This window comes from Streptomyces sp. NPDC001732, from assembly GCF_053596315.1.
In genome coordinates this window covers 197,622-216,028 of record NZ_JBSFFY010000007.1, presented here as the reverse complement: position 1 = coordinate 216,028, position 18,407 = coordinate 197,622, and the positions used below count along the sequence as shown (strand labels likewise).

The window sequence follows — 18,407 nt, the reverse complement described above, 5'->3', positions numbered from 1 at the left end:
AGGCAAGGCAGGCAGGCCGGGCAGGCCGGGCAAGGACGGCAAGAGCAGCAAGGGCGGCAAGGAGTCGACCGGCCCGAAGCCGCTGCCCGGGGGCTGACCCGGAACCGGAAGCCACGGCCCGGGGGGCTGAACGGTGGTCGGCAGGAGGCCCGCGAGAGCACGAACGGCCGGGGCCGGGCCGGTGCTTGCCTGGCCCGGTACGACGGGAGGCTCCCGGGGCGTGCCCCGGGAGCCTCCTCTTACACGTACGCCGTTGGCGTCCTCCGTATCCGCGCGGCAGCGGGGTCAGACGGACTCGGCCTGCCTGGCGTCGGCGGGCGGGGCGTCCGTGACCGGCTTGGCCTCCGGGCCCGCCCCGCGCAGCGGCACCTCCTTGACGAAGACCGAGGCGACCAGGGCGACCACGCCGACCGAGGCGCCCACGAGGAACGCGATGTGCGTGCCGGACGACACCGCGAACTGGTAGGCCTCGCGGGCCGCCTCCGGCAGTTTCGCCAGGCTCGCCGCGTCCAGCTGGGCCGACTTCGCGGTGGCCGCCCCGCCGCCGCGGGCGACCATCTCGTCCTGCACCCGGCCGGTGAACAGCGCGCCCATGATCGCGACGCCGAAGGAGCTGCCGAGCGTACGGAAGAGGGTGGTCGCGGAGGAGGCGACACCCATGTCCCGCATCTCCACGCTGTTCTGCGCGACGAGCATCGTGATCTGCATCAGGAAGCCCATGCCGGCGCCGAGCACCGCCATGTAGACGCCGGAGGTGAGCCGTGAGGTGTCGACGTCCATCTGCGAGAGCAGGAACAGGCCGACCACCATCAGGGCGGAGCCCGCGATGGGGAAGACCTTGTACTTGCCGGTGTTGGTGGTGACCCGCCCCGCGACCAGCGAGACGACCATCATCGCCAGCAGCATCGGCAGGAGCAGCAGACCCGAGTTGGTCGCCGAGGCGCCCTGGACGGACTGCTGGTACAGGGGCAGGAAGAGCACCGCGCCGAACATCACGAACCCCGATATGAAGCCGAGGACGGACATCAGGGTGAAGTTGCGGTTGTGGAAGATGTGCAGCGGCATGATCGGTTCTGCCGCCTTCGTCTCGACGAAGAGGAAGCCGACGAGCGAGGCGACGCCGATCGCGACGAGCTCCATGATCACGGCGGAGTTCCAGTCGTACTCCGAACCGCCCCAGGTGGTGACCAGCACGATCGCGGTGATGCCGAGGGTCAGCAGTGCCGCGCCGAGGTAGTCGGCCTTCACCTCGGCGCGCTCCCGCTTCGGCAGGTGCAGCACGGCGGTGACCATGGCGAGGGCGACCGCGCCCAGCGGCAGGTTGATGTAGAAGCTCCAGCGCCAGCCGAGGTGGTCGGTGATGGTGCCGCCGACCAGCGGTCCGCCGATCATGGCGACGGCCATGACCCCGGCCATCATGCCCTGGTACTTGCCGCGCTCGCGGGGCGGTACGAGGTCGCCGATGATCGCCATGACGCCGACCATCAGGCCGCCCGCGCCGAGCCCCTGGACCGCCCGGAAGCCGATCAGCTGGCCCATGTCCTGGGCCATTCCGCTCAGTACCGAGCCGATCAGGAAGATCACGATGGACGTGAGGAAGATGCCCTTGCGCCCGTACAGGTCGCCGAGCTTGCCCCAGATCGGGGTGGAGGCGGCGGTGGCCAGGGTGTACGCGGTGACGACCCAGGACAGGTGCTCCAGGCCGCCGAGGTCGCCGACGATGGTCGGCATGGCCGTGCCGACGATCAGGTTGTCCAGCATGGCGAGCAGCATCGTGATCATCAGGGCGAGAATCACCACCCGCACGCTCCGCTGCGGTGCCCCGGATTTCCCGGCCGGACGGTCGGCGTCGGCCGCCTTCCCGTCGGCCGCCTTCTTCAGATCGGTCATTCGATCCCCCACTCCCCTGATCCCCTGCGCCGGCCCCGACACTTACTTGCCGCCCGGCTAGTTCACTACACTGGGGAAAGTAGACCCGTAACTTGCCGGGCGTCAAGTAAGTTTTTTGAGGGAGAGCTTCATGGGCAACACGTCGCAGCCGCGTCGCGGCAACACGCGTCAGCGCATTCAGGACGTTGCCCTGCAACTCTTCGCCGAGCAGGGCTACGAGAAGACCTCGCTCCGCGAGATCTCCGAGCGGCTGGATGTGACGAAGGCCGCACTGTATTACCACTTCAAGACCAAGGAAGACATCCTGATCAGCATCTTCGAGGACCTCAACCGGCCGCTCGGGGAGCTGATCGCCTGGGGCAGGGAGCAGCCCCGCACCCTGGAGACGAAGAAGGAGATCCTCCGGCGCTACAGCGCGGCGCTGACGGCCGCCTCCCCGCTCTTCCAGTTCGTGCAGGAGAACCAGGCGTCCGTACGGGAGCTCAGCATCGGCCGGACCGTCAAGAAACGCGTCATGGACCTGGTCGACCTGTTCATGGACCCCGGCGCGTCACTGGTCGACCAGATGCGCTGCTTCACCGCGCTCCTCGCGATGCACTCCGGCATGTTCGCCCTCAGGGACGCCGAAGGCGACCCGGAGGAGAAGCGCGCGGCCGTCCTCGAAGTCGCCTTCGAACTGATCACCCGGGCACACGCCCCGGAGTCCGGGGAGTAGGGCCCCTCGTCCGGGCCGTGCCGGGCGGGAGCGGGTCCGGGTCAGACGCGCACGCCCTTCTTGTGCAGGAAGCCGACCGGGTTGACCGCGGAGCCGTAGTCGGCGGTGTGCCGGATCTCGAAGTGCAGGTGCGGGCCGCTGGAGTTGCCGGTGTTGCCGGAGAGCGCGATCTTCTCGCCGGTCCTCACGGTCTCGCCGATGTGCACCTCGATCTTCGACAGGTGGGCGTACTGCGAGTACGTGCCGTTGGCGTGCTTGATCACGACGGCGTTGCCGTACGCGGGACCGTCGCCGCCACCATTGGGACCGGCCTTCACGACGGTGCCGCTGTGCGCGGCCTCGACCTTGGTGCCGACCGGCACGGCGAAGTCCTGGCCGGAGTGCTTGTGGGCCCAGCGGCTGCCGTCGTTGCCGAAGCTCGCGCTGAGCTCGTAGTGGTGCACCGGGGCCGACCAGCCGTGGGCCTTCTTCTGGGCGGCCTTCTCCGCCGCGGCCGCCTTCTTGACCGCCGCGGCCTTCTCGGCCGCCGCCTTGCCCTGCGCGGCAGCCTGCTCGGCGACCGACCGGGCCGCGGTGGTGCCGGTGAGGTCCGCGAGGTCCGGGGCACCCGTCGTGCCGCCTGCGAACGCAGCGCCCGCGCCGAGGACCATCGACGTACCCAGACCGGCCGCCACGACGGCACCACGGACACGGGACAGGGACGGACGGCGGGAGTGCTGGAACGAAACGCGCTTCGACATGGGCGGGAATCCTCCGGGAACGACTGGACCCGGCACTCGGCCGGGCTGGCCATCCCTTGGTAACCCCCACCCCCACTTCCACTCAAACACCCCATCTACGAATAAAAGCCGTATTCGAGACGTCGGGAATTCGCCAAGGCCCGTCGGGCGCGCACCCCGCTCACAGCTGTCGAAAGTCTTGCCGCGGACAGGTTTAGCCCCAGCTCCAAACCGTTCGAAACGGACAGATGGCAACGATCCGGCCCCCTGCCCCTCCGCTGCCGGAAACCCGCACCGCCACGGGCCGAAAGCCCCTGCGGCGACCACGACATCGCCTCCTACCGCCGCTAGTAGGCCCGAAACGGGCTGTGCGCCTTGTCACCGCCGGGGGCCGGAAGACCGCCGGTTCCGGGCCCTCCGACCCGCACGCTGGCTAGGGTGACGGGACCAGCTCGGCTCCAGGGGGGACAAGGCCATGGCCAGTGACGCCGCAGGCACCAGCGACATGAACGGGATCGAGCTCGCCGATGCCGTCGAGTCGATCCGCAACCAGCTCGTCGACGCCGCGGGCCGCGCCACCGGCCGCCCCCTGGCCTTCGAGGTCGGCGACATCCAGATGGAGTTCACCCTCGAACTCCGCAAGGAGATCAAGGGCGGGAGCAAGGTCAAGGCGTGGGTGGTCGAGGCGGGCGCCGACGCCTCCCGCGCGACCGGCCGCACGCACAAGGTCGCGTTCACCCTGAAGCCGCGCGACGCCGCGACCGGCGGGGCCTGGCAGATCGGCAACGACGAGCAGGGCAGTACGGCGAACTTCGGCGGTGGGGCCGACCGGCCGTGAGCCCCGCCCCGCCCGCCGCACCCGTGATCCGCACGGTCGTCGTCCTCGGCGCCGGAACCACCCAGGGCAGCGGCGTCCTGCTCACCGACCGGCTCGTGCTGACCTGCGCCCATGTGGTCCGGGGCAGCGGCCGGGCCTCGGTCGCCCACCCCCGGCGGACCGCCGGCACGACGGCGACGGTCGCCTGGATCGACCACGACCTCGACGCCGCCCTGCTGCTGACCGCCGACCCGGTGCTGCCGGTCGCCCCGGTGCGGCTGGGCGTCCTCCACTCCGAGCACGCCGTCGCCGGATGCGAGATCACCGGCTTCCCCGACATACAGCGGTACGGCTCCGAGCGGCATCTGGAGGCCGACCAGTACACGGCCACCGCCCTGCCGATGGCCGGACTCCTGCGCGGACTGCTGGTCTGCGAGCTGGACGGCCCGCCCCCGGTGAACGACACGAGGGCCCCGTCGCTGCGCGGCGTGTCCGGCGGCCCGGTCTTCGCCGGCAACGTCCTCGTCGGCATCGCCCGGCAGATCCCCCGGCAGCGCGACGGCCGACGCGTGGAGTGCGTACCGCTCGCCCCGCTGCTCGCCTCGAAGCCGTTCGAGCTGGTCTACGGGCAGACCGGCACCCCCCTGCGCCACGAGCGGGTGCACGGCCGCTTCCCCCGGGACGCGCGGTACGAGGAGGAGTACGCGGCGGCGCTCGGGGCCGCGTACCGCCGCACGAAGATCTTCGGCCTCGACGAGCTGGGCCGACGCGACTCCGAGTGGGACCTGGACACCGCGTACCTGAGCCTGGAGGCCCAGGAGAACCCCACGGGCCCCGGCCCGGAGACCACCGTCGAGCCGCCCCGGCGGATCGACGCGCTGCTCCCCGACCGCCCGCGGGTCCTGCTGCGCGGCGACGCGGGCGCGGGCAAGACGACGCTGCTGTGGTGGCTGGCCGCGCACGCCTCGGCCGGCACACTGAGCCCGGAGCTGGCCCCGCTCAACGGCCTGGTCCCGTTCGTCGTACCGCTGCGCACCCTGCGCGCCGAGGGCGGCACCTTCCCCTCCCCCGCACAGCTGCCCGACGCCGCCCGGCTGGTGGTCGACCGGGCCCCCGAGGGCTGGGTCGGCCGGGTGCTGGAGTCCGGCCGGGCCCTGCTGCTGGTCGACGGCCTGGACGAGGTCCCGCTCGACGACCGCGAGCAGGCACACCAGTGGCTCTCCCGCCTCCTGGACCGCTACCCGGACATCCGCTGCGTGGCCACCGTGCGCCCACTGGCCGTCGAGCCGGGCTGGCTGGACTCCCAGGACTTCGAGGAACTTCGGCTGCTGCCGATGGGGGACGAGGACATCGAATCCTTCGTCGCCGCCTGGCACCGGGCCGCCCGGCTGGACGACGACGACCACGAGACGCTCGGCATGCTGGAGAGGGACCTGATCGAGCAGTTCACCCAGAACCGGGCGCTGCGCAATCTCGCCCGTACGCCGCTGCTCTGCGCGGTGATCTGCGCCCTGCACCGACGCCGCCAGGGCATTCTGCCGGAGACCCGCTGGAGCCTGTACAAATCGGCCCTCACCATGCTGCTCGGCGACCGCGACAACCAGCGCAGGATCGACGCCCCCGAGGGCATCACGATGAACGTGGAGGAACAGGCCCAGCTCCTCCAGCGCATCGCGGTCTGGCTGGTGCGGGGCGGCCAGTCGGAACTGCACCGCTCGGCGGCACTGCACCAACTGGAACGCGCCCTGCCGGGCATGGAACGGCTACGGGACAAGGGCTCGCCCGAGGCGATCCTGGCCCATCTGCTGAACCGCAGCGGAGTCCTCCAGGAGCGCGCCGACGACGTCTACCAGTTCGCCCACCGCACCTTCCAGGACTTCCTCGCCGCGAAGGAGTTCGTCGAGGGCGACCACCTGCACGAACTGCTCGGTCGGGCGGGCTCCCAGAACTGGTACGACGTCATCCTGCTCGCCGCCGGCCACTGCGACCGCCGGGACCACCCCGTACTGGTCAACGGGCTGCTGGACTTCACCCCCGGCCCGGCCGACACCGTCACCCGCGACGAGATCGTCGTCCTGGCCGCGCTCTGCGCGCAGCACGCGACCTGGCTGGACGAGCCGACCCGGGAGAAGGTCCACGCGGCCGTCGCGGCACTGTTCCCTCCGACGGGCTACGGGCGGGCGGGGCTGCTCGCCCGCCTCGGTCCGGCCGCCCTGGCCCACCTGCCGGACCCGGCGCACGTGGCCGAGAGGAAAGAGGTCATCCCGTTCATCGACCTGATCAACAAGATCGGCGGGGCGGAAGCCGTACCGCACGCCCGCCGCTGGGCACTCGCCCACCCGGACCACAGCCACTGGTTCGAGGAGGACTGGGACAGGTATCCGGTACGGGCATACGCCCGAGAGGTCCTCGCCACCTTCGACCTGGCATACAGCACCCTGCGCATCGACACCCCGGAGAAGCTGGCGGCCCTGTGCGACCTGCCGTCCGCCACGAGCCTGGAGCTCCTCGGGAGCCTCGGCACCGCCGACCTCCACGCCGCTCTGCGCGACCGCCCATGGACCGGACTGACCTTCTGGCGGAACCCCTGCCTGACCGACCTCTCGTTCCTGGCGGACTGCGCCGGACAGCTCCACTCGCTGACGCTGAGCCACTGTCCCGGCGTACAGGACCTCGGCCCGCTCGCCGAACTTCCCACGCTGCAGAGGGTCGGGCTGAACATGAACCGCCTCCCCGTCGCCGCACTCGCCGGCACGGCTTCGAGGAAACTGCGCTACCTGTGGCTCAGCGGCCTGGCGGCCGAACGGCTCTCCCAGCTGCCCGTCCACCCCGAGCTGGGCACGCTGGCCATCAGAGGGAGGGCCCCGCTGGAGATCGACTCGCTCGATGGCTGGACGAACCTGCACCGACTGGAACTGAGCACCCGCACCCCGGTCCGCTCGCTGCTCGGCGCGCTCCGGCATGCTCCGCAGCTGACCCACCTCAACCTGACCGTGTCGTCCGCGAGGGAGTTCGCCGACGAACAGCCCGTGCCTTCCCTCGGCGGTCTGAGTCTCCGCCTCGGAACCGATGTGCTCGGGCTGGAATGGATCCCCCGGGTCTTCCCCTCCCTGAGGTTGTTGACGCTCCTTCCGCCCGAACATGTCCGCCGCATCGACGTCTCCCCGATCCGGGCGCTCCCCGACTGCAGGGTGAGGGTGCCCGGCTCCACAACGGTCATCGGCAACACCCCACCCCCCTGACCCCGCTCACCCACCGAAAAAGGGGCTGCCCCGGACCGTTCGCACGGTCCGGGGCAGCCCCTTCAGTCACTCAGCTCGGCGGCGGTGTCCTCACACGTCCTTCGACATGTTCGGGCCCGCGCCACCGGCCGCCTGCTCGATCGGCGGGACGTCGGGGAGGGCCGACTTCTCCTCGCCGCGGAAGGTGAACTTCTTCTCCTCACCCTCGCCCTCGGTGCCGACGACCACGATGTGACCGGGGCGCAGCTCACCGAAGAGGATCTTCTCGGAGAGGACGTCCTCGATCTCGCGCTGGATCGTCCGGCGCAGCGGCCGGGCGCCCATCACGGGGTCGTAGCCCTTCTTGGCGAGGAGCGTCTTGGCGTCCGCGCTGAGCTCGATGCCCATGTCGCGGTCCTTCAGGCGCTCGTCCACCTTGGCGATCATCAGGTCGACGATCTGGATGATGTCTTCCTGGCTGAGCTGGTGGAAGACGACCGTGTCGTCGACACGGTTGAGGAACTCGGGGCGGAAGTGCTGCTTCAGCTCTTCGTTGACCTTGTTCTTCATCCGCTCGTAGCCGGTCTTGACGTCGCCCTGGGCGGCGAAGCCCAGGTTGAAGCCCTTCGAGATGTCCCGCGTCCCGAGGTTGGTCGTCATGATGATGACCGTGTTCTTGAAGTCCACGACCCGGCCCTGGGAGTCGGTCAGGCGACCGTCCTCCAGAATCTGGAGCAGGGAATTGAAGATATCGGGATGGGCCTTCTCGACCTCGTCGAAGAGGACGACGGAGAACGGCTTGCGGCGCACCTTCTCGGTGAGCTGCCCGCCCTCTTCGTAACCCACGTAACCGGGGGGAGAACCGAAGAGCCGGGAAACCGTGTGCTTCTCGCTGAATTCCGACATGTCGAGGGAGATCAGCGCGTCCTCGTCGCCGAAGAGGAATTCGGCGAGCGTCTTGGAGAGCTCCGTCTTACCGACACCGGACGGGCCGGCGAAGATGAACGAGCCACCGGGGCGCTTCGGGTCCTTCAGACCGGCTCGCGTACGGCGGATCGCCTGCGAGAGGGCCTTGATGGCGTCCTTCTGCCCGATGACGCGCTTGTGGAGCTCGTCCTCCATGCGCAGCAGACGGGAGGACTCCTCCTCCGTCAGCTTGAAGACCGGGATGCCGGTGGCGGTGGCCAGGACCTCGGCGATCAGCTCGCCGTCGACCTCGGCCACGACGTCCATGTCGCCGGCCTTCCACTCCTTCTCGCGCTTGGCCTTCGCGGCGAGCAGCTGCTTCTCCTTGTCGCGGAGGGAAGCCGCCTTCTCGAAGTCCTGGGAGTCGATGGCCGACTCCTTGTCGCGGCGGACGCCCGCGATCTTCTCGTCGAACTCGCGGAGGTCCGGCGGCGCGGTCATCCGGCGGATGCGCATCCGGGAACCGGCCTCGTCGATCAGGTCGATCGCCTTGTCCGGCAGGAAGCGGTCCGAGATGTACCGGTCGGCCAGCGTCGCGGCCTGGACCAGCGCCTCGTCCGTGATGGAGACACGGTGGTGGGCCTCGTAGCGGTCGCGCAGACCCTTGAGGATCTCGATGGTGTGCGGCAGCGAGGGCTCCGCGACCTGGATGGGCTGGAAGCGGCGCTCCAGCGCGGCGTCCTTCTCCAGGTGCTTGCGGTACTCGTCGAGCGTGGTGGCGCCGATGGTCTGCAGCTCACCGCGGGCCAGCATGGGCTTCAGGATCGAGGCCGCGTCGATGGCACCTTCCGCGGCACCCGCACCGACCAGGGTGTGCAGCTCGTCGATGAACAGGATGATGTCGCCGCGGGTGCGGATCTCCTTGAGGACCTTCTTCAGGCGCTCCTCGAAGTCACCGCGGTAGCGGGAGCCGGCGACCAGCGCGCCGAGGTCGAGGGTGTAGAGGTGCTTGTCCTTGAGGGTCTCGGGCACCTCGCCCTTGACGATGGCCTGCGCCAGTCCCTCGACGACCGCCGTCTTGCCGACTCCGGGCTCGCCGATGAGGACCGGGTTGTTCTTGGTACGGCGGGACAGCACCTGCATGACCCGCTCGATCTCCTTCTCGCGCCCGATGACCGGGTCGAGCTTGGATTCGCGGGCGGCCTGGGTGAGATTCCGGCCGAACTGGTCGAGCACCAGGGACGTGGAGGGCGTGCCTTCCGCGGGGCCGCCCGCGGTTGCCGCCTCCTTGCTGCCCGAGTACCCGGAGAGCAGCTGGATGACCTGCTGCCGCACCCGGTTCAGGTCGGCGCCCAGCTTCACGAGGACCTGGGCGGCGACGCCCTCGCCCTCGCGGATCAGGCCGAGCAGGATGTGCTCGGTGCCGATGTAGTTGTGGCCGAGCTGGAGGGCCTCACGGAGCGAGAGCTCCAGGACCTTCTTGGCCCGGGGCGTGAAGGGGATGTGCCCGGACGGGGCCTGCTGGCCCTGGCCGATGATCTCCTCAACCTGCTGGCGGACCGCCTCGAGCGAAATCCCGAGGCTCTCCAGGGCCTTAGCGGCGACACCCTCACCCTCGTGGATAAGGCCCAGGAGGATGTGCTCGGTGCCGATGTAGTTGTGGTTGAGCATCCGGGCTTCTTCCTGAGCCAGGACGACAACCCGCCGCGCGCGGTCGGTGAACCTCTCGAACATCGTTAATCGCTCCTCAGAGCGGTCAGGCAGTTAGGGGTCGGTCCCCTCCCTGTCCTTCCGCAGCTTAGTCCCGCAAGCGGGGACCGCTCATTCCAACTGCCGACACCGTCCTTGGCCTCCTGCCCCGAACGCCGACAACTTCTCCAACCCGATGGTGCGAGACGATGTTCCCGCAGGCCAGGCAGATACCCCTTTCGCCAGTACGCCGATGGCGAACGTGAGACGCCCGAACCTGCGTGTCGCCCCTCCCCACTAGGGATGTCTTACCCGCAATTACAGACAGTCCATGCGGCGCGCGCCGGTTCCCTCCGCTACGGGCGAACATTTTCGCGCTCCCGAACACGCCCCTACGCTCCCACCACGGACACATTGCGCACCCGTGTGCGGACCCTGCGTAACTCCCGGGGTGCCCGGACCGTTCTTCCGGCATGGTCATCACCGTCCCGTCTCCCCCGCCGTCGGTCAGCGGCGGGCGGGAGATCCATGGCGACCGCGCCCGGTGGGCGCATTGGTACGAACGAGAGCTCGGCTGGGCGACGGCGGGCACCGAGCCGGTGCGCCTGCTGACCGGGCTGCGGTTCGACGTGCTCCAGGTGCCCGCGGCCGTCGGCCACGCGGTGCTGCGGCGGGTGGACCGCACCGGGCCCGTGGCACTGTCGGGCGCACGGATGAACCTGCTGGTGGCGGCCGGGAGCGCCGAAGAGCTGCCCGGACTGCTCGACTGGCTGGAGTGGGGAGGCGTCACCCTCTCGCTGACCGCCTTCGGCGCGGGTGGCCGGATCACCGCCCCCGCGCCGCCCGGACGGGCGGTGGGCCGGCCGGGGGCCGCCGTGTGGCTGCGGCCCCCCGGGCTGCGGCACGAGGAAGGGTCGGGACTCCCGGCCCTCACCGGTCTCGGGAGCAGGGGCGGGAATGCTCCCGATCTCGTACGACTGGTGGACTCGGTGGCGACGGAATGCCACCGGGCCCGGTTGATGCGTGCCCGAACGGGGCGATCGACCGGTGGGTCGACCGCTCAGCCGTTGGCCTTCTCGTAAGCTTCGCGGATCTCCGCGGGAACACGGCCCCGGTCATTCACATTGTGGCCGTTCTCGCGGGCCCACTTACGGATCTCCGCGGTGTCCTTGTTGCCACCCGTGACGGCACGGCCCTTGCCGCGACCGGCCGCCGCACGGCCGCCCGTCCGCCGACCACCCTTGGTGTACGGCTCAAGAAGGCCACGAAGCTTGTCCGCGTTGCTGGTGGTGAGGTCAATCTCGTACGTCTTGCCGTCGAGCGCGAACGTGACCGTCTCGTCCGCCTCGCCGCCGTCGAGGTCATCGACAAGAAGGACCTGAACCTTCTGTGCCACTGGATTCCCTTTCATCGAAAATGCAGTACGCGGAAAGGAAACCGCTTTTCCCCGAAAAACACAAACCCCCGGGAGAGGTTCAGGATCGCGAGGACGCGGGAAACATGCGCGATTCGGACATAGGGTTCCGGCTTCTTGTGGCGGTCACAGATGCAGAAGCATCCGACTGTTGCCCAAGGTGTTCGGCTTCACTCGTTCGAGACCCAGGAACTCCGCTACACCCTCGTCATAGGAACGCAGCAGCTCACTGTAGACATCTCCGTCGACCGGTGTCTCTCCGATCTCCACGAAGCCGTGCTTCGCGAAGAAGTCGACTTCGAAGGTGAGACAGAAAACCCTGCGCACACCCAGCCAGCGGGCGGTCTGCAACAACTTGTCGAGCACTTGATGTCCGACTCCCGCACCCCTGATGCTGTGATCCACGGCGAGAGTACGCACTTCGGCGAGGTCTTCCCACATCACGTGCAGTGCGCCGCAACCGATGACGCGGGCGTCCTCGTCGCGTTCCGCGATCCAGAACTCCTGGATGTCCTCGTAAAGCGTCACCGTCGCTTTGTCGAGCAGGATGCCTTCACGTACGTAGCCGTCCAGGAGACGGCGGACCGATGCCACATCACTGGTCCTGGCACGGCGGACCGTGATGGCTACGTTTATGGCGGACGGGTCGGTACGGGAATCGGCGGAGGGAAGCTCTGGGGACATACCCCGACGCTATCGCCCGGCCTCCGGGCCCGCGCCATCGGCCGGTTCTCCGTCCACCGTCCCGGGCGCCTCTTCGGAAGCTTCTCCGGCCGCGTCCCCGTCCGCCCCGCCGGACGCTTCTCCGGTCGCCGCACCCTCGCGCTCCCCGGCCCGTTCGCCCCCGTCGGCCCGTTCGTCCGCGGATGCGCCGCCCGATTCGGCGGCCGGTGCGCCGGAGGGTCCGGCGAGATCGGGAAGAATGATCCGCATGGCGTCCTGGAGGGCCTCGCGCTGCTCGGGGGACATCATGCCGAAGAAGGCGACAAGAGCCGCTGCCGGGTTGTCGCTGTGCGACCATGCTTCGTTCATCAGTGCGGCCGAGTAGGCGGCCCGGGTGGAGACCGCCGTATATCTATATGCACGGCCGTCGACTTCCCTGCGCACCCAGCCCTTCTGATGGAGATTGTCCATTACCGTCATGACGGTGGTGTAGGCGATGGAGCGTTCCTGCTGAAGGTCCTCGAGGACTTCCCGCACGGTGACCGGACGGTTCCATTGCCAGACCCGTGTCATCACGGCGTCTTCCAGATCTCCCAATTGACGGGGCACAATGTCACTTTAGTGCCGCATGACCGGAATGACCGGTTATTCGTGCGACAAAAAGGCGCACGGCTCAAGACGAGCCGTGCGCCCTTCGTGTGCTGCGGGGTGCGGGGTCAGGCACCGCCGTCCGTCGAGGACTGCTGGGACGATCCGAAACGGCCCATCGCCATGTCCACGGCCTCGTCCTCCTTCGCCTTGTTGGGACCGCCCTGGCTCTTGACGATCGTCACGACGAGGCCGATGAAGAAGGCGGCCATCACCACGGGAGGCAGGAGCGCGGATACGTAGTCCATGCCGTCCAGAGTAGCGAGGCCGGTACGGACGTCCACGCGCCCCCTCCGCGTCGCGCCGCGGCCACCCCACGGCGTCGCGGTGCGACTACCCCACGGCGCGCTGCCGCGGCGGCGGGCCCGGACGGCGGCGGGGCGGGAAGACCTCCGAGGGCTTCGGTGCGGGACGCCCGGACGGCGCGGGACGCTCGGACGGCGCGGCGGGCCCGGACGGCGTCGCCGGGGTCTTCGGCCGTTCGGGTTCGTCACCGGCCACCCGGCCGCCCGGCAGGGCGAGCAGCCGACCGCGCGGCGCGGGGGCCGTCGCCGGGACGGCGCGTCCGGCCAGGCGGGCCCGTACCGACCGTTCCGCGAGCGTCCGGCAGCGTTCCAGGAGCACCGCGGCCGTCGGCCTGTGGCGCAGGGCGCGCAGTGCGGCGAGGTCGTCGGGAGAGGGGTCGTACCCGCCGGCCAGGGCACCCTGGAGCAGTTCCAGGTAGCCGGTGGCGGAGCCGGGGAGGGCATTGCGGTAGCGGGCGAGGTCGGCGAGGAGGAAGGCGCGCATCCGTCCCGCCTCGCCGACCGCCTCGTCCACGGCGCCGGCCAGGCGCAGGCACTCCTGGACGTCCTCGGCGGGCAGGGGCATGGGGTGGAGGACGGTGGCGAGGGCGCGTCGGAGCACACGCAGCTCGTCCGCGCCGAACGCCATGCCGCCCCGTGTTCCGTAAGGCGTGGGCATGAAGCGACAATACGTGCTAAATGGACAAAATCGGCTTAACGGGTCGTTGGCGGCGCGGCGGCGGCACTTCGCCACGCGCCGCGTTCCCGCAGGTACGACCCGTTTCCGCTACAGCCGCGAGGCGTTGCGCTCGTACACCAGGCGCAGGCCGATGAGGGTGAGCCAGGGCTCGTGCTCGTCGATCACGGAGGACTCGCCCAACACCATCGGAGCAAGGCCCCCCGTCGCGATGACGGTGACGTCGTCGGGGTCGGCCGCCAGCTCCTTCTTCATCCGGGTGACGACGCCGTCGACCTGGCCGGCGAAGCCGTGGATGATGCCCGACTGCATCGCCTCGACCGTGTTCTTGCCGATCACGCTGCGCGGCCGGGCCAGCTCGATCTTGCGGAGCTGGGCGCCCCTGACGCCGAGCGCCTCCACGGAGATCTCGATGCCGGGCGCGATGACGCCGCCGGTGTACTCGCCCCGGGCGGAGACCGCGTCGAAGGTGGTGGCCGTGCCGAAGTCGACGACGATCGCCGGACCGCCGTACAGGTCGACGGCGGCGACCGCGTTGACGATGCGGTCCGCGCCGACCTCCTTGGGGTTGTCCATCAGGATCGGCACCCCGGTCTTGACGCCCGGCTCGACGAGGACCGCGGGGACGTCGCCGTAGTAGCGGCGGGTCACCTCGCGCAGCTCGTGCAGGACGGTGGGGACCGTGGAGCAGATCGCGATGCCCTCGATGCCGTCGCCCAGTTCCATGCCCAGCAGCGGGTGCATGCCCATCAGGCCCTGGAGGAGCACGGCGAGTTCGTCGGCGGTGCGGCGGGCGTCGGTGGAGATCCGCCAGTGCTCGACGATCTCCTCGCCGTCGAACAGGCCGAGGACGGTGTGGGTGTTTCCGACGTCGATGGTGAGCAGCATCAGGCGTCGGCCCCGTCGGTGTCGGCCCCGTCGGTGTCGCGGAAGTCCAGGCCGATGTCGAGGATCGGCGAGGAGTGGGTGAGCGCGCCGACGGCCAGGTAGTCGACGCCCGCCTCGGCGTAGGCGCGGGCGTTGTCGAGGGAGAGCCGTCCGGAGGACTCCAGGACCGCGCGGCCGGCGACCAGGGCGACCGCCTCGGCCGTCTGCAGCGGGGTGAAGTTGTCCAGCAGGATCAGGTCGGCGCCCGCGTCGAGGACCTCGCGGACCTGCTGGAGCGTGTCGACCTCGACCTCGATCGGTACGTCGGGGAACTCGTCCCGCACCCGCTTGAACGCCTCGGCCACCCCGCCCGCGGCGATGACGTGGTTGTCCTTGACGAGCGCCGCGTCCGAGAGGGACATGCGGTGGTTGACGCCGCCGCCGCAGCGGACCGCGTACTTCTCCATGGCGCGCAGACCCGGGGTGGTCTTGCGGGTGTCGCGAACTGCTGCCTTGGTGCCTTCGAGCGCGTCGGCCCAGGCGCGGGTGGCGGTCGCGATGCCGGAGAGCCGGCAGAGCAGGTTGAGCGCGCTGCGCTCGCCGGTGAGCAGGTCGCGGGTGCGGGTGGTGACGGTCAGCAGCTTCTGGCCGGGGGCGACGCGGTCGCCGTCCTCGACGTGGCGCTCGACCTCGAACTCCTCGGTGCAGACGATGGACAGGACGGCCTCGGCGATGCGCAGCCCGGCCACGACGCCCGCCTCGCGGGCGGTGAAGTCACCGGTGGCCATGGCGTCCTCGGCGACCGTGGCGACGGTGGTGACGTCCACCCCGCCGTCGAGGTCCTCCTCGATGGCGACGTGCGCGACGTCCTCGACCTGCACCGGGTCCAGGCCCGCGTCGGCCAGCAGTCGCGCGAGGGCCGGGTCCAGGCCGCACTCCATGGCGCCGGGCCCGTAGGCCTCGTCCCCGCCGCAGCCGCAGCCGTCCCCGCAGCCGCCCTCGGACGCTGCGGACGCGCCGAGCTGGATCAGCGGTACGTCCACGGGGGTGGGGCGCGGATTCTCTTCGGGCGTGCTCACGGTTGCTGCTCCTCGGTGACGTCGGCGGGGTGGGTCTGGGGTGCGGCCGCGCGGTCCGGTTCCCGCGCGGGGTGTACGGGGCCGAATGCCTCGGTCTCCGTCGTGCGCAGGACCGGCCGGCGCTCCGGGGCGATCCGGACGACGATGTGGCGGCGCCAGTTCTCGTCGTCGCGCTCGGGCAGGTCCTCGCGCCAGTGGCAGCCGCGGGTCTCCGCGCGCTGCCGGGCTGCGGCGACCAGGACGCGCGAGACGAGCAGCAGGTTGGTGGCCTCCCACGCCTCGACGCCGGGCACCGCGACCTTGGGCTCGGCCGTCTCCACCGCCCGGACGGCGCCCTCGTGCAGGGCCTCCAGCTCGGCGGCGGCGGCGTCCAGGCTCCCGGCGGAGCGCAGGACCCCGGCGCCCCGGGTCATGATCCGCTGGATCGTGGTGCGGGACTCGGGGGCGATCAGCGGGGAGGGGGCACAGCTGGGCCCGGTGACCGGGGCGCCCGCGCGGGGCCGGTCCGCGACGATGTCCGCCGCGATGCGCTCGGCGAAGACGAGCCCCTCCAGGAGGGAGTTGGACGCCAGCCGGTTCGCGCCGTGCACGCCGGTGCAGGCGACCTCGCCGCAGGCGTACAGGCCGGGCACGGTCGTGCGGCCCCGCAGGTCGGTGCGGACGCCGCCGGAGGCGTAGTGCGCGGCGGGGGCGACCGGGATCGGTTCGGTGACCGGGTCGATGCCGTGGGCGCGGCAGGCGGCCAGGATCGTGGGGAAGCGCCGCTCCCACATCTCGGCGCCGAAGTGGCGGGCGTCGAGGTACATGTGCTCGGTGCCGTGCAGTGCCATCCGGCGGGTGATGGCCTTGGCGACGATGTCGCGCGGCGCCAGCTCCGCCAGTTCGTGCTGTCCGAGCATGAAGCGCGTGCCGGACGCGTCCACGAGGTGGGCGCCCTCGCCCCGTACCGCCTCCGACACCAGGGGCTGCTGGCCCTCGGAGTCGGCGCCGAGGTAGAGGACCGTGGGGTGGAACTGGACGAATTCGAGGTCGGAGACCTCCGCACCGGCCCGCAGCGCCAGGGCCACGCCGTCGCCGGTGGAGACCGCCGGGTTGGTCGTGGCGGAGAAGACCTGGCCCATGCCGCCGGTGGCGAGGACCACCGCGGGGGCGCGGACCGCGCCGACGCCGTCGTGCTGGCCCTCGCCCATGACGTGCAGGGTGACGCCCGCGGTGCGGCCCTCGGCGTCGGTGAGGAGGTCCAGGACGAGGGCGTTCTCGACGGTGTGCAGGGCGGCCTCGCGGACCGCCTCGACCAGGGCGCGGGAGATCTCGGCGCCCGTCGCGTCACCGCCGGCGTGGGCGATGCGGCGGCGGTGGTGGCCGCCCTCGCGGGTCAGCGCGATGTCGCCGTCGTCCGTGGTGTCGAAGCGGGCGCCCGTACCGATCAGCCGACGCACCGCGTCGGGGCCCTCGGTGACCAGGGTGCGCACCGCTTCCTCGTCACACAGTCCGGCGCCCGCGACCAGGGTGTCGTCCAGGTGCTGGCGGGGGGTGTCGCCCTCGCCGAGGGCCGCCGCGATGCCGCCCTGCGCCCAGCGGGTGGAGCCGTCGTCGAGACGGGCCTTGGTGACGACGACGGTGGCGAGGCCCGCGGCGGCGCAGCGCAGTGCTGCGGTGAGACCGGCCACGCCGGAGCCGACCACCACGACGTCGGCGTCGATGGACCAGCCGGGGGCGGGGGCGGTCAGCCGTATTCCGGTCACGGGATGGCTCCGAAGGTCAGCGGGATGTTGTCGATCAGTCGGGTGCGGCCCACCCGGGCGGCGACCGCGAGGATCGCGTCGCCGGTGGTGCGGTCGTCGGGGATCTCGGTGAAGTCGGCGGGGTCCACGAGCGCCAGGTAGTCCAGGGCGAGCGGCGGCTGCGCGGCCGCCGCGTCGTCGAGGACGAGGGACGCCGCGGCGCGCACCGCCGAGGGCCCGTCGACGGGGCGGGCCAGGGCCACCGCCTGGGTGTCGGCGGCGGCGCGGGTCTCGCCGAGCGCGGTGAGCGCGGCGGCCCTGCCGGTGGTGGCCGAGGTGGTCCGTGCGCGGGCGTGCAGCGCCTGCTGGGCGACGAGCCGGTCGCGGGCGGCGAACAGGGCCCGGGACAGGGCGAGGGCGGTGCGCCGCTCCTGGGCGTCCAGGAAGCGGTTGCGGCTGGAGAGCGCGAGGCCGTCCGGCTCGCGGACCGTCGCCACGCCGACGATCTCCACGGGGAAGTTCAGGTCGCGCACCATGCGGCGGATCAGCGCCAGCTGCTGGGCGTCCTTCTGCCCGTAGAACGCGAGGTCGGGGCGGGTCAGGTGGAGGAGCTTGGCGACGACGGTGAGCATTCCGTCGAAGTGTCCGGGGCGCGAGGCCCCTTCGAGCCGCTCGCCCATGGGGCCCGCAGAGATCCGGACCTGCGGTTCGCCGCCGGGGTAGACCTCGTCGACGGACGGCGCGAAGACCGCGTCGGCCCCGGCGGCGCCCGCCACGGCGAGGTCCGCGTCGAGGGTGCGGGGGTAGCGGTCCAGGTCGGCGGCCTCGCCGAACTGGAGCGGGTTGACGAAGACGGTGACGACGACCTGCCCGTCCGGGCCTGCGGCCTCCCGGGCGGCGCGGATCAGCGTGGCGTGGCCCTCGTGCAGGGCGCCCATGGTCATGACGACGGCCCGCGGCCCCTTCAGCGGGGCGAAGGCGCCGAGTTCGGCGGCGGTGCGGAGCAGGGCGGGCGCGGGGGCGTCGGGGGTGTTGGTCGGGTCGCTCATGTCGGGTGTGTTGGTGGTGCCTGGT

16 protein-coding genes are annotated in these 18,407 nt (G+C 70.8%); 4 read left to right on the top strand and 12 right to left on the bottom strand.

The annotated features are described in order from the left end of the window. Positions 1–285: 285 nt before the first annotated feature. Positions 286–1,890, bottom strand: a complete 1,605-nt coding sequence (locus tag ACWCXX_RS10910) for an MDR family MFS transporter (RefSeq protein WP_451126005.1) — start codon at positions 1,888–1,890, stop codon at positions 286–288. A gap of 130 nt (positions 1,891–2,020) precedes the next feature. Between ACWCXX_RS10910 and ACWCXX_RS10905 the strand changes: the two genes are divergently transcribed. Further along, positions 2,021–2,605 carry a TetR/AcrR family transcriptional regulator gene (locus tag ACWCXX_RS10905; RefSeq protein ID WP_451126004.1) on the top strand — a complete coding sequence of 195 codons (585 nt, stop codon included), beginning with the start codon at positions 2,021–2,023 and terminating at the stop codon, positions 2,603–2,605. Between the two features lie 41 nt (positions 2,606–2,646). On the opposite strand, the gene ACWCXX_RS10900 is transcribed toward ACWCXX_RS10905, so the two are convergent. Then, entirely contained in the window at positions 2,647–3,345 is a 699-nt protein-coding gene (locus ACWCXX_RS10900) for a M23 family metallopeptidase (RefSeq protein WP_451126003.1), read from the bottom strand. A gap of 454 nt (positions 3,346–3,799) precedes the next feature. Here ACWCXX_RS10900 and ACWCXX_RS10895 point away from each other — a divergent pair, with 454 nt between their 5' ends. Beyond that, positions 3,800–4,162, top strand: a complete 363-nt coding sequence (locus ACWCXX_RS10895) for a trypco2 family protein (protein WP_451126002.1) — start codon at positions 3,800–3,802, stop codon at positions 4,160–4,162. Further along, entirely contained in the window at positions 4,159–7,383 is a 3,225-nt protein-coding gene (locus ACWCXX_RS10890; protein WP_451126001.1) for an NACHT domain-containing protein, read from the top strand. The genes ACWCXX_RS10895 and ACWCXX_RS10890 overlap by 4 nt, the downstream gene beginning before the upstream one ends. Positions 7,384–7,473: 90 nt before the next feature. On the opposite strand, the gene ACWCXX_RS10885 is transcribed toward ACWCXX_RS10890, so the two are convergent. Continuing rightward, positions 7,474–10,002 (bottom strand): ATP-dependent Clp protease ATP-binding subunit, encoded by a 2,529-nt coding sequence (locus ACWCXX_RS10885; protein WP_451126000.1) that lies wholly within the window; start codon positions 10,000–10,002, stop codon positions 7,474–7,476. 428 nt (positions 10,003–10,430) lie between these two features. Here ACWCXX_RS10885 and ACWCXX_RS10880 point away from each other — a divergent pair, with 428 nt between their 5' ends. Then, positions 10,431–11,039: an SCO3374 family protein gene (locus tag ACWCXX_RS10880; protein WP_451125999.1), complete on the top strand. Its 609-nt coding sequence runs from the start codon at positions 10,431–10,433 to the stop codon at positions 11,037–11,039. Here the strand turns inward: ACWCXX_RS10880 and ACWCXX_RS10875 are convergent. The 9 genes from ACWCXX_RS10875 to panC all read right to left on the bottom strand — a co-directional run bounded on the left by ACWCXX_RS10875 (position 11,018) and on the right by panC (position 18,382). Next, positions 11,018–11,353, bottom strand: a complete 336-nt coding sequence (locus ACWCXX_RS10875) for a histone-like nucleoid-structuring protein Lsr2 (RefSeq protein WP_093894032.1) — start codon at positions 11,351–11,353, stop codon at positions 11,018–11,020. The two genes, ACWCXX_RS10880 and ACWCXX_RS10875, sit on opposite strands and share 22 nt — an antisense overlap. A gap of 144 nt (positions 11,354–11,497) precedes the next feature. Then, positions 11,498–12,055, bottom strand: a complete 558-nt coding sequence (locus ACWCXX_RS10870) for an amino-acid N-acetyltransferase (RefSeq protein WP_451125998.1) — start codon at positions 12,053–12,055, stop codon at positions 11,498–11,500. 9 nt (positions 12,056–12,064) lie between these two features. Further along, complete coding sequence (locus ACWCXX_RS10865) at positions 12,065–12,607, bottom strand: BlaI/MecI/CopY family transcriptional regulator (protein ID WP_451125997.1); 543 nt, start codon at positions 12,605–12,607, stop codon at positions 12,065–12,067. Between the two features lie 143 nt (positions 12,608–12,750). After that, positions 12,751–12,930 carry a hypothetical protein gene (locus ACWCXX_RS10860; protein WP_451125996.1) on the bottom strand — a complete coding sequence of 60 codons (180 nt, stop codon included), beginning with the start codon at positions 12,928–12,930 and terminating at the stop codon, positions 12,751–12,753. Positions 12,931–13,015: 85 nt separating this feature from the next. Next, the gene (locus ACWCXX_RS10855; protein WP_451126038.1) at positions 13,016–13,615 is read right to left on the bottom strand and encodes a hypothetical protein; all 600 of its coding nucleotides are present in this window, start codon (positions 13,613–13,615) and stop codon (positions 13,016–13,018) included. Between the two features lie 138 nt (positions 13,616–13,753). After that, entirely contained in the window at positions 13,754–14,551 is a 798-nt protein-coding gene (locus ACWCXX_RS10850) for a type III pantothenate kinase (protein ID WP_451125995.1), read from the bottom strand. Next, positions 14,551–15,609 carry a carboxylating nicotinate-nucleotide diphosphorylase gene (gene nadC / locus ACWCXX_RS10845; RefSeq protein WP_451125994.1) on the bottom strand — a complete coding sequence of 353 codons (1,059 nt, stop codon included), beginning with the start codon at positions 15,607–15,609 and terminating at the stop codon, positions 14,551–14,553. Before nadC ends, ACWCXX_RS10850 begins: the two co-directional genes overlap by 1 nt. Next, positions 15,606–17,354 (bottom strand): L-aspartate oxidase, encoded by a 1,749-nt coding sequence (locus ACWCXX_RS10840; protein ID WP_451125993.1) that lies wholly within the window; start codon positions 17,352–17,354, stop codon positions 15,606–15,608. The genes nadC and ACWCXX_RS10840 overlap by 4 nt, the downstream gene beginning before the upstream one ends. After that, positions 17,351–18,382: a pantoate--beta-alanine ligase gene (gene panC / locus ACWCXX_RS10835; protein ID WP_451125992.1), complete on the bottom strand. Its 1,032-nt coding sequence runs from the start codon at positions 18,380–18,382 to the stop codon at positions 17,351–17,353. The genes ACWCXX_RS10840 and panC overlap by 4 nt, the downstream gene beginning before the upstream one ends. Positions 18,383–18,407: the final 25 nt, after the last annotated feature.

Excerpts from the sequence above, each read along its gene's own strand:
- ACWCXX_RS10855 (WP_451126038.1), bottom strand. The coding sequence starts at position 13,615 with ATGGCGTTCGGCGCGGACGAGCTGCGTGTGCTCCGACGCGCCCTCGCC.
- ACWCXX_RS10850 (WP_451125995.1), bottom strand. The coding sequence starts at position 14,551 with ATGCTGCTCACCATCGACGTCGGAAACACCCACACCGTCCTCGGCCTG.
- ACWCXX_RS10885 (WP_451126000.1), bottom strand. The coding sequence starts at position 10,002 with ATGTTCGAGAGGTTCACCGACCGCGCGCGGCGGGTTGTCGTCCTGGCT.
- ACWCXX_RS10865 (WP_451125997.1), bottom strand. The coding sequence starts at position 12,607 with ATGACACGGGTCTGGCAATGGAACCGTCCGGTCACCGTGCGGGAAGTC.
- panC (WP_451125992.1), bottom strand. The coding sequence starts at position 18,382 with ATGAGCGACCCGACCAACACCCCCGACGCCCCCGCGCCCGCCCTGCTC.
- ACWCXX_RS10860 (WP_451125996.1), bottom strand. The coding sequence starts at position 12,930 with ATGGACTACGTATCCGCGCTCCTGCCTCCCGTGGTGATGGCCGCCTTC.
- ACWCXX_RS10895 (WP_451126002.1), top strand. The coding sequence starts at position 3,800 with ATGGCCAGTGACGCCGCAGGCACCAGCGACATGAACGGGATCGAGCTC.
- ACWCXX_RS10870 (WP_451125998.1), bottom strand. The coding sequence starts at position 12,055 with ATGTCCCCAGAGCTTCCCTCCGCCGATTCCCGTACCGACCCGTCCGCC.
- ACWCXX_RS10900 (WP_451126003.1), bottom strand. The coding sequence starts at position 3,345 with ATGTCGAAGCGCGTTTCGTTCCAGCACTCCCGCCGTCCGTCCCTGTCC.
- ACWCXX_RS10910 (WP_451126005.1), bottom strand. The coding sequence starts at position 1,890 with ATGACCGATCTGAAGAAGGCGGCCGACGGGAAGGCGGCCGACGCCGAC.
- ACWCXX_RS10880 (WP_451125999.1), top strand. The coding sequence starts at position 10,431 with ATGGTCATCACCGTCCCGTCTCCCCCGCCGTCGGTCAGCGGCGGGCGG.
- ACWCXX_RS10905 (WP_451126004.1), top strand. The coding sequence starts at position 2,021 with ATGGGCAACACGTCGCAGCCGCGTCGCGGCAACACGCGTCAGCGCATT.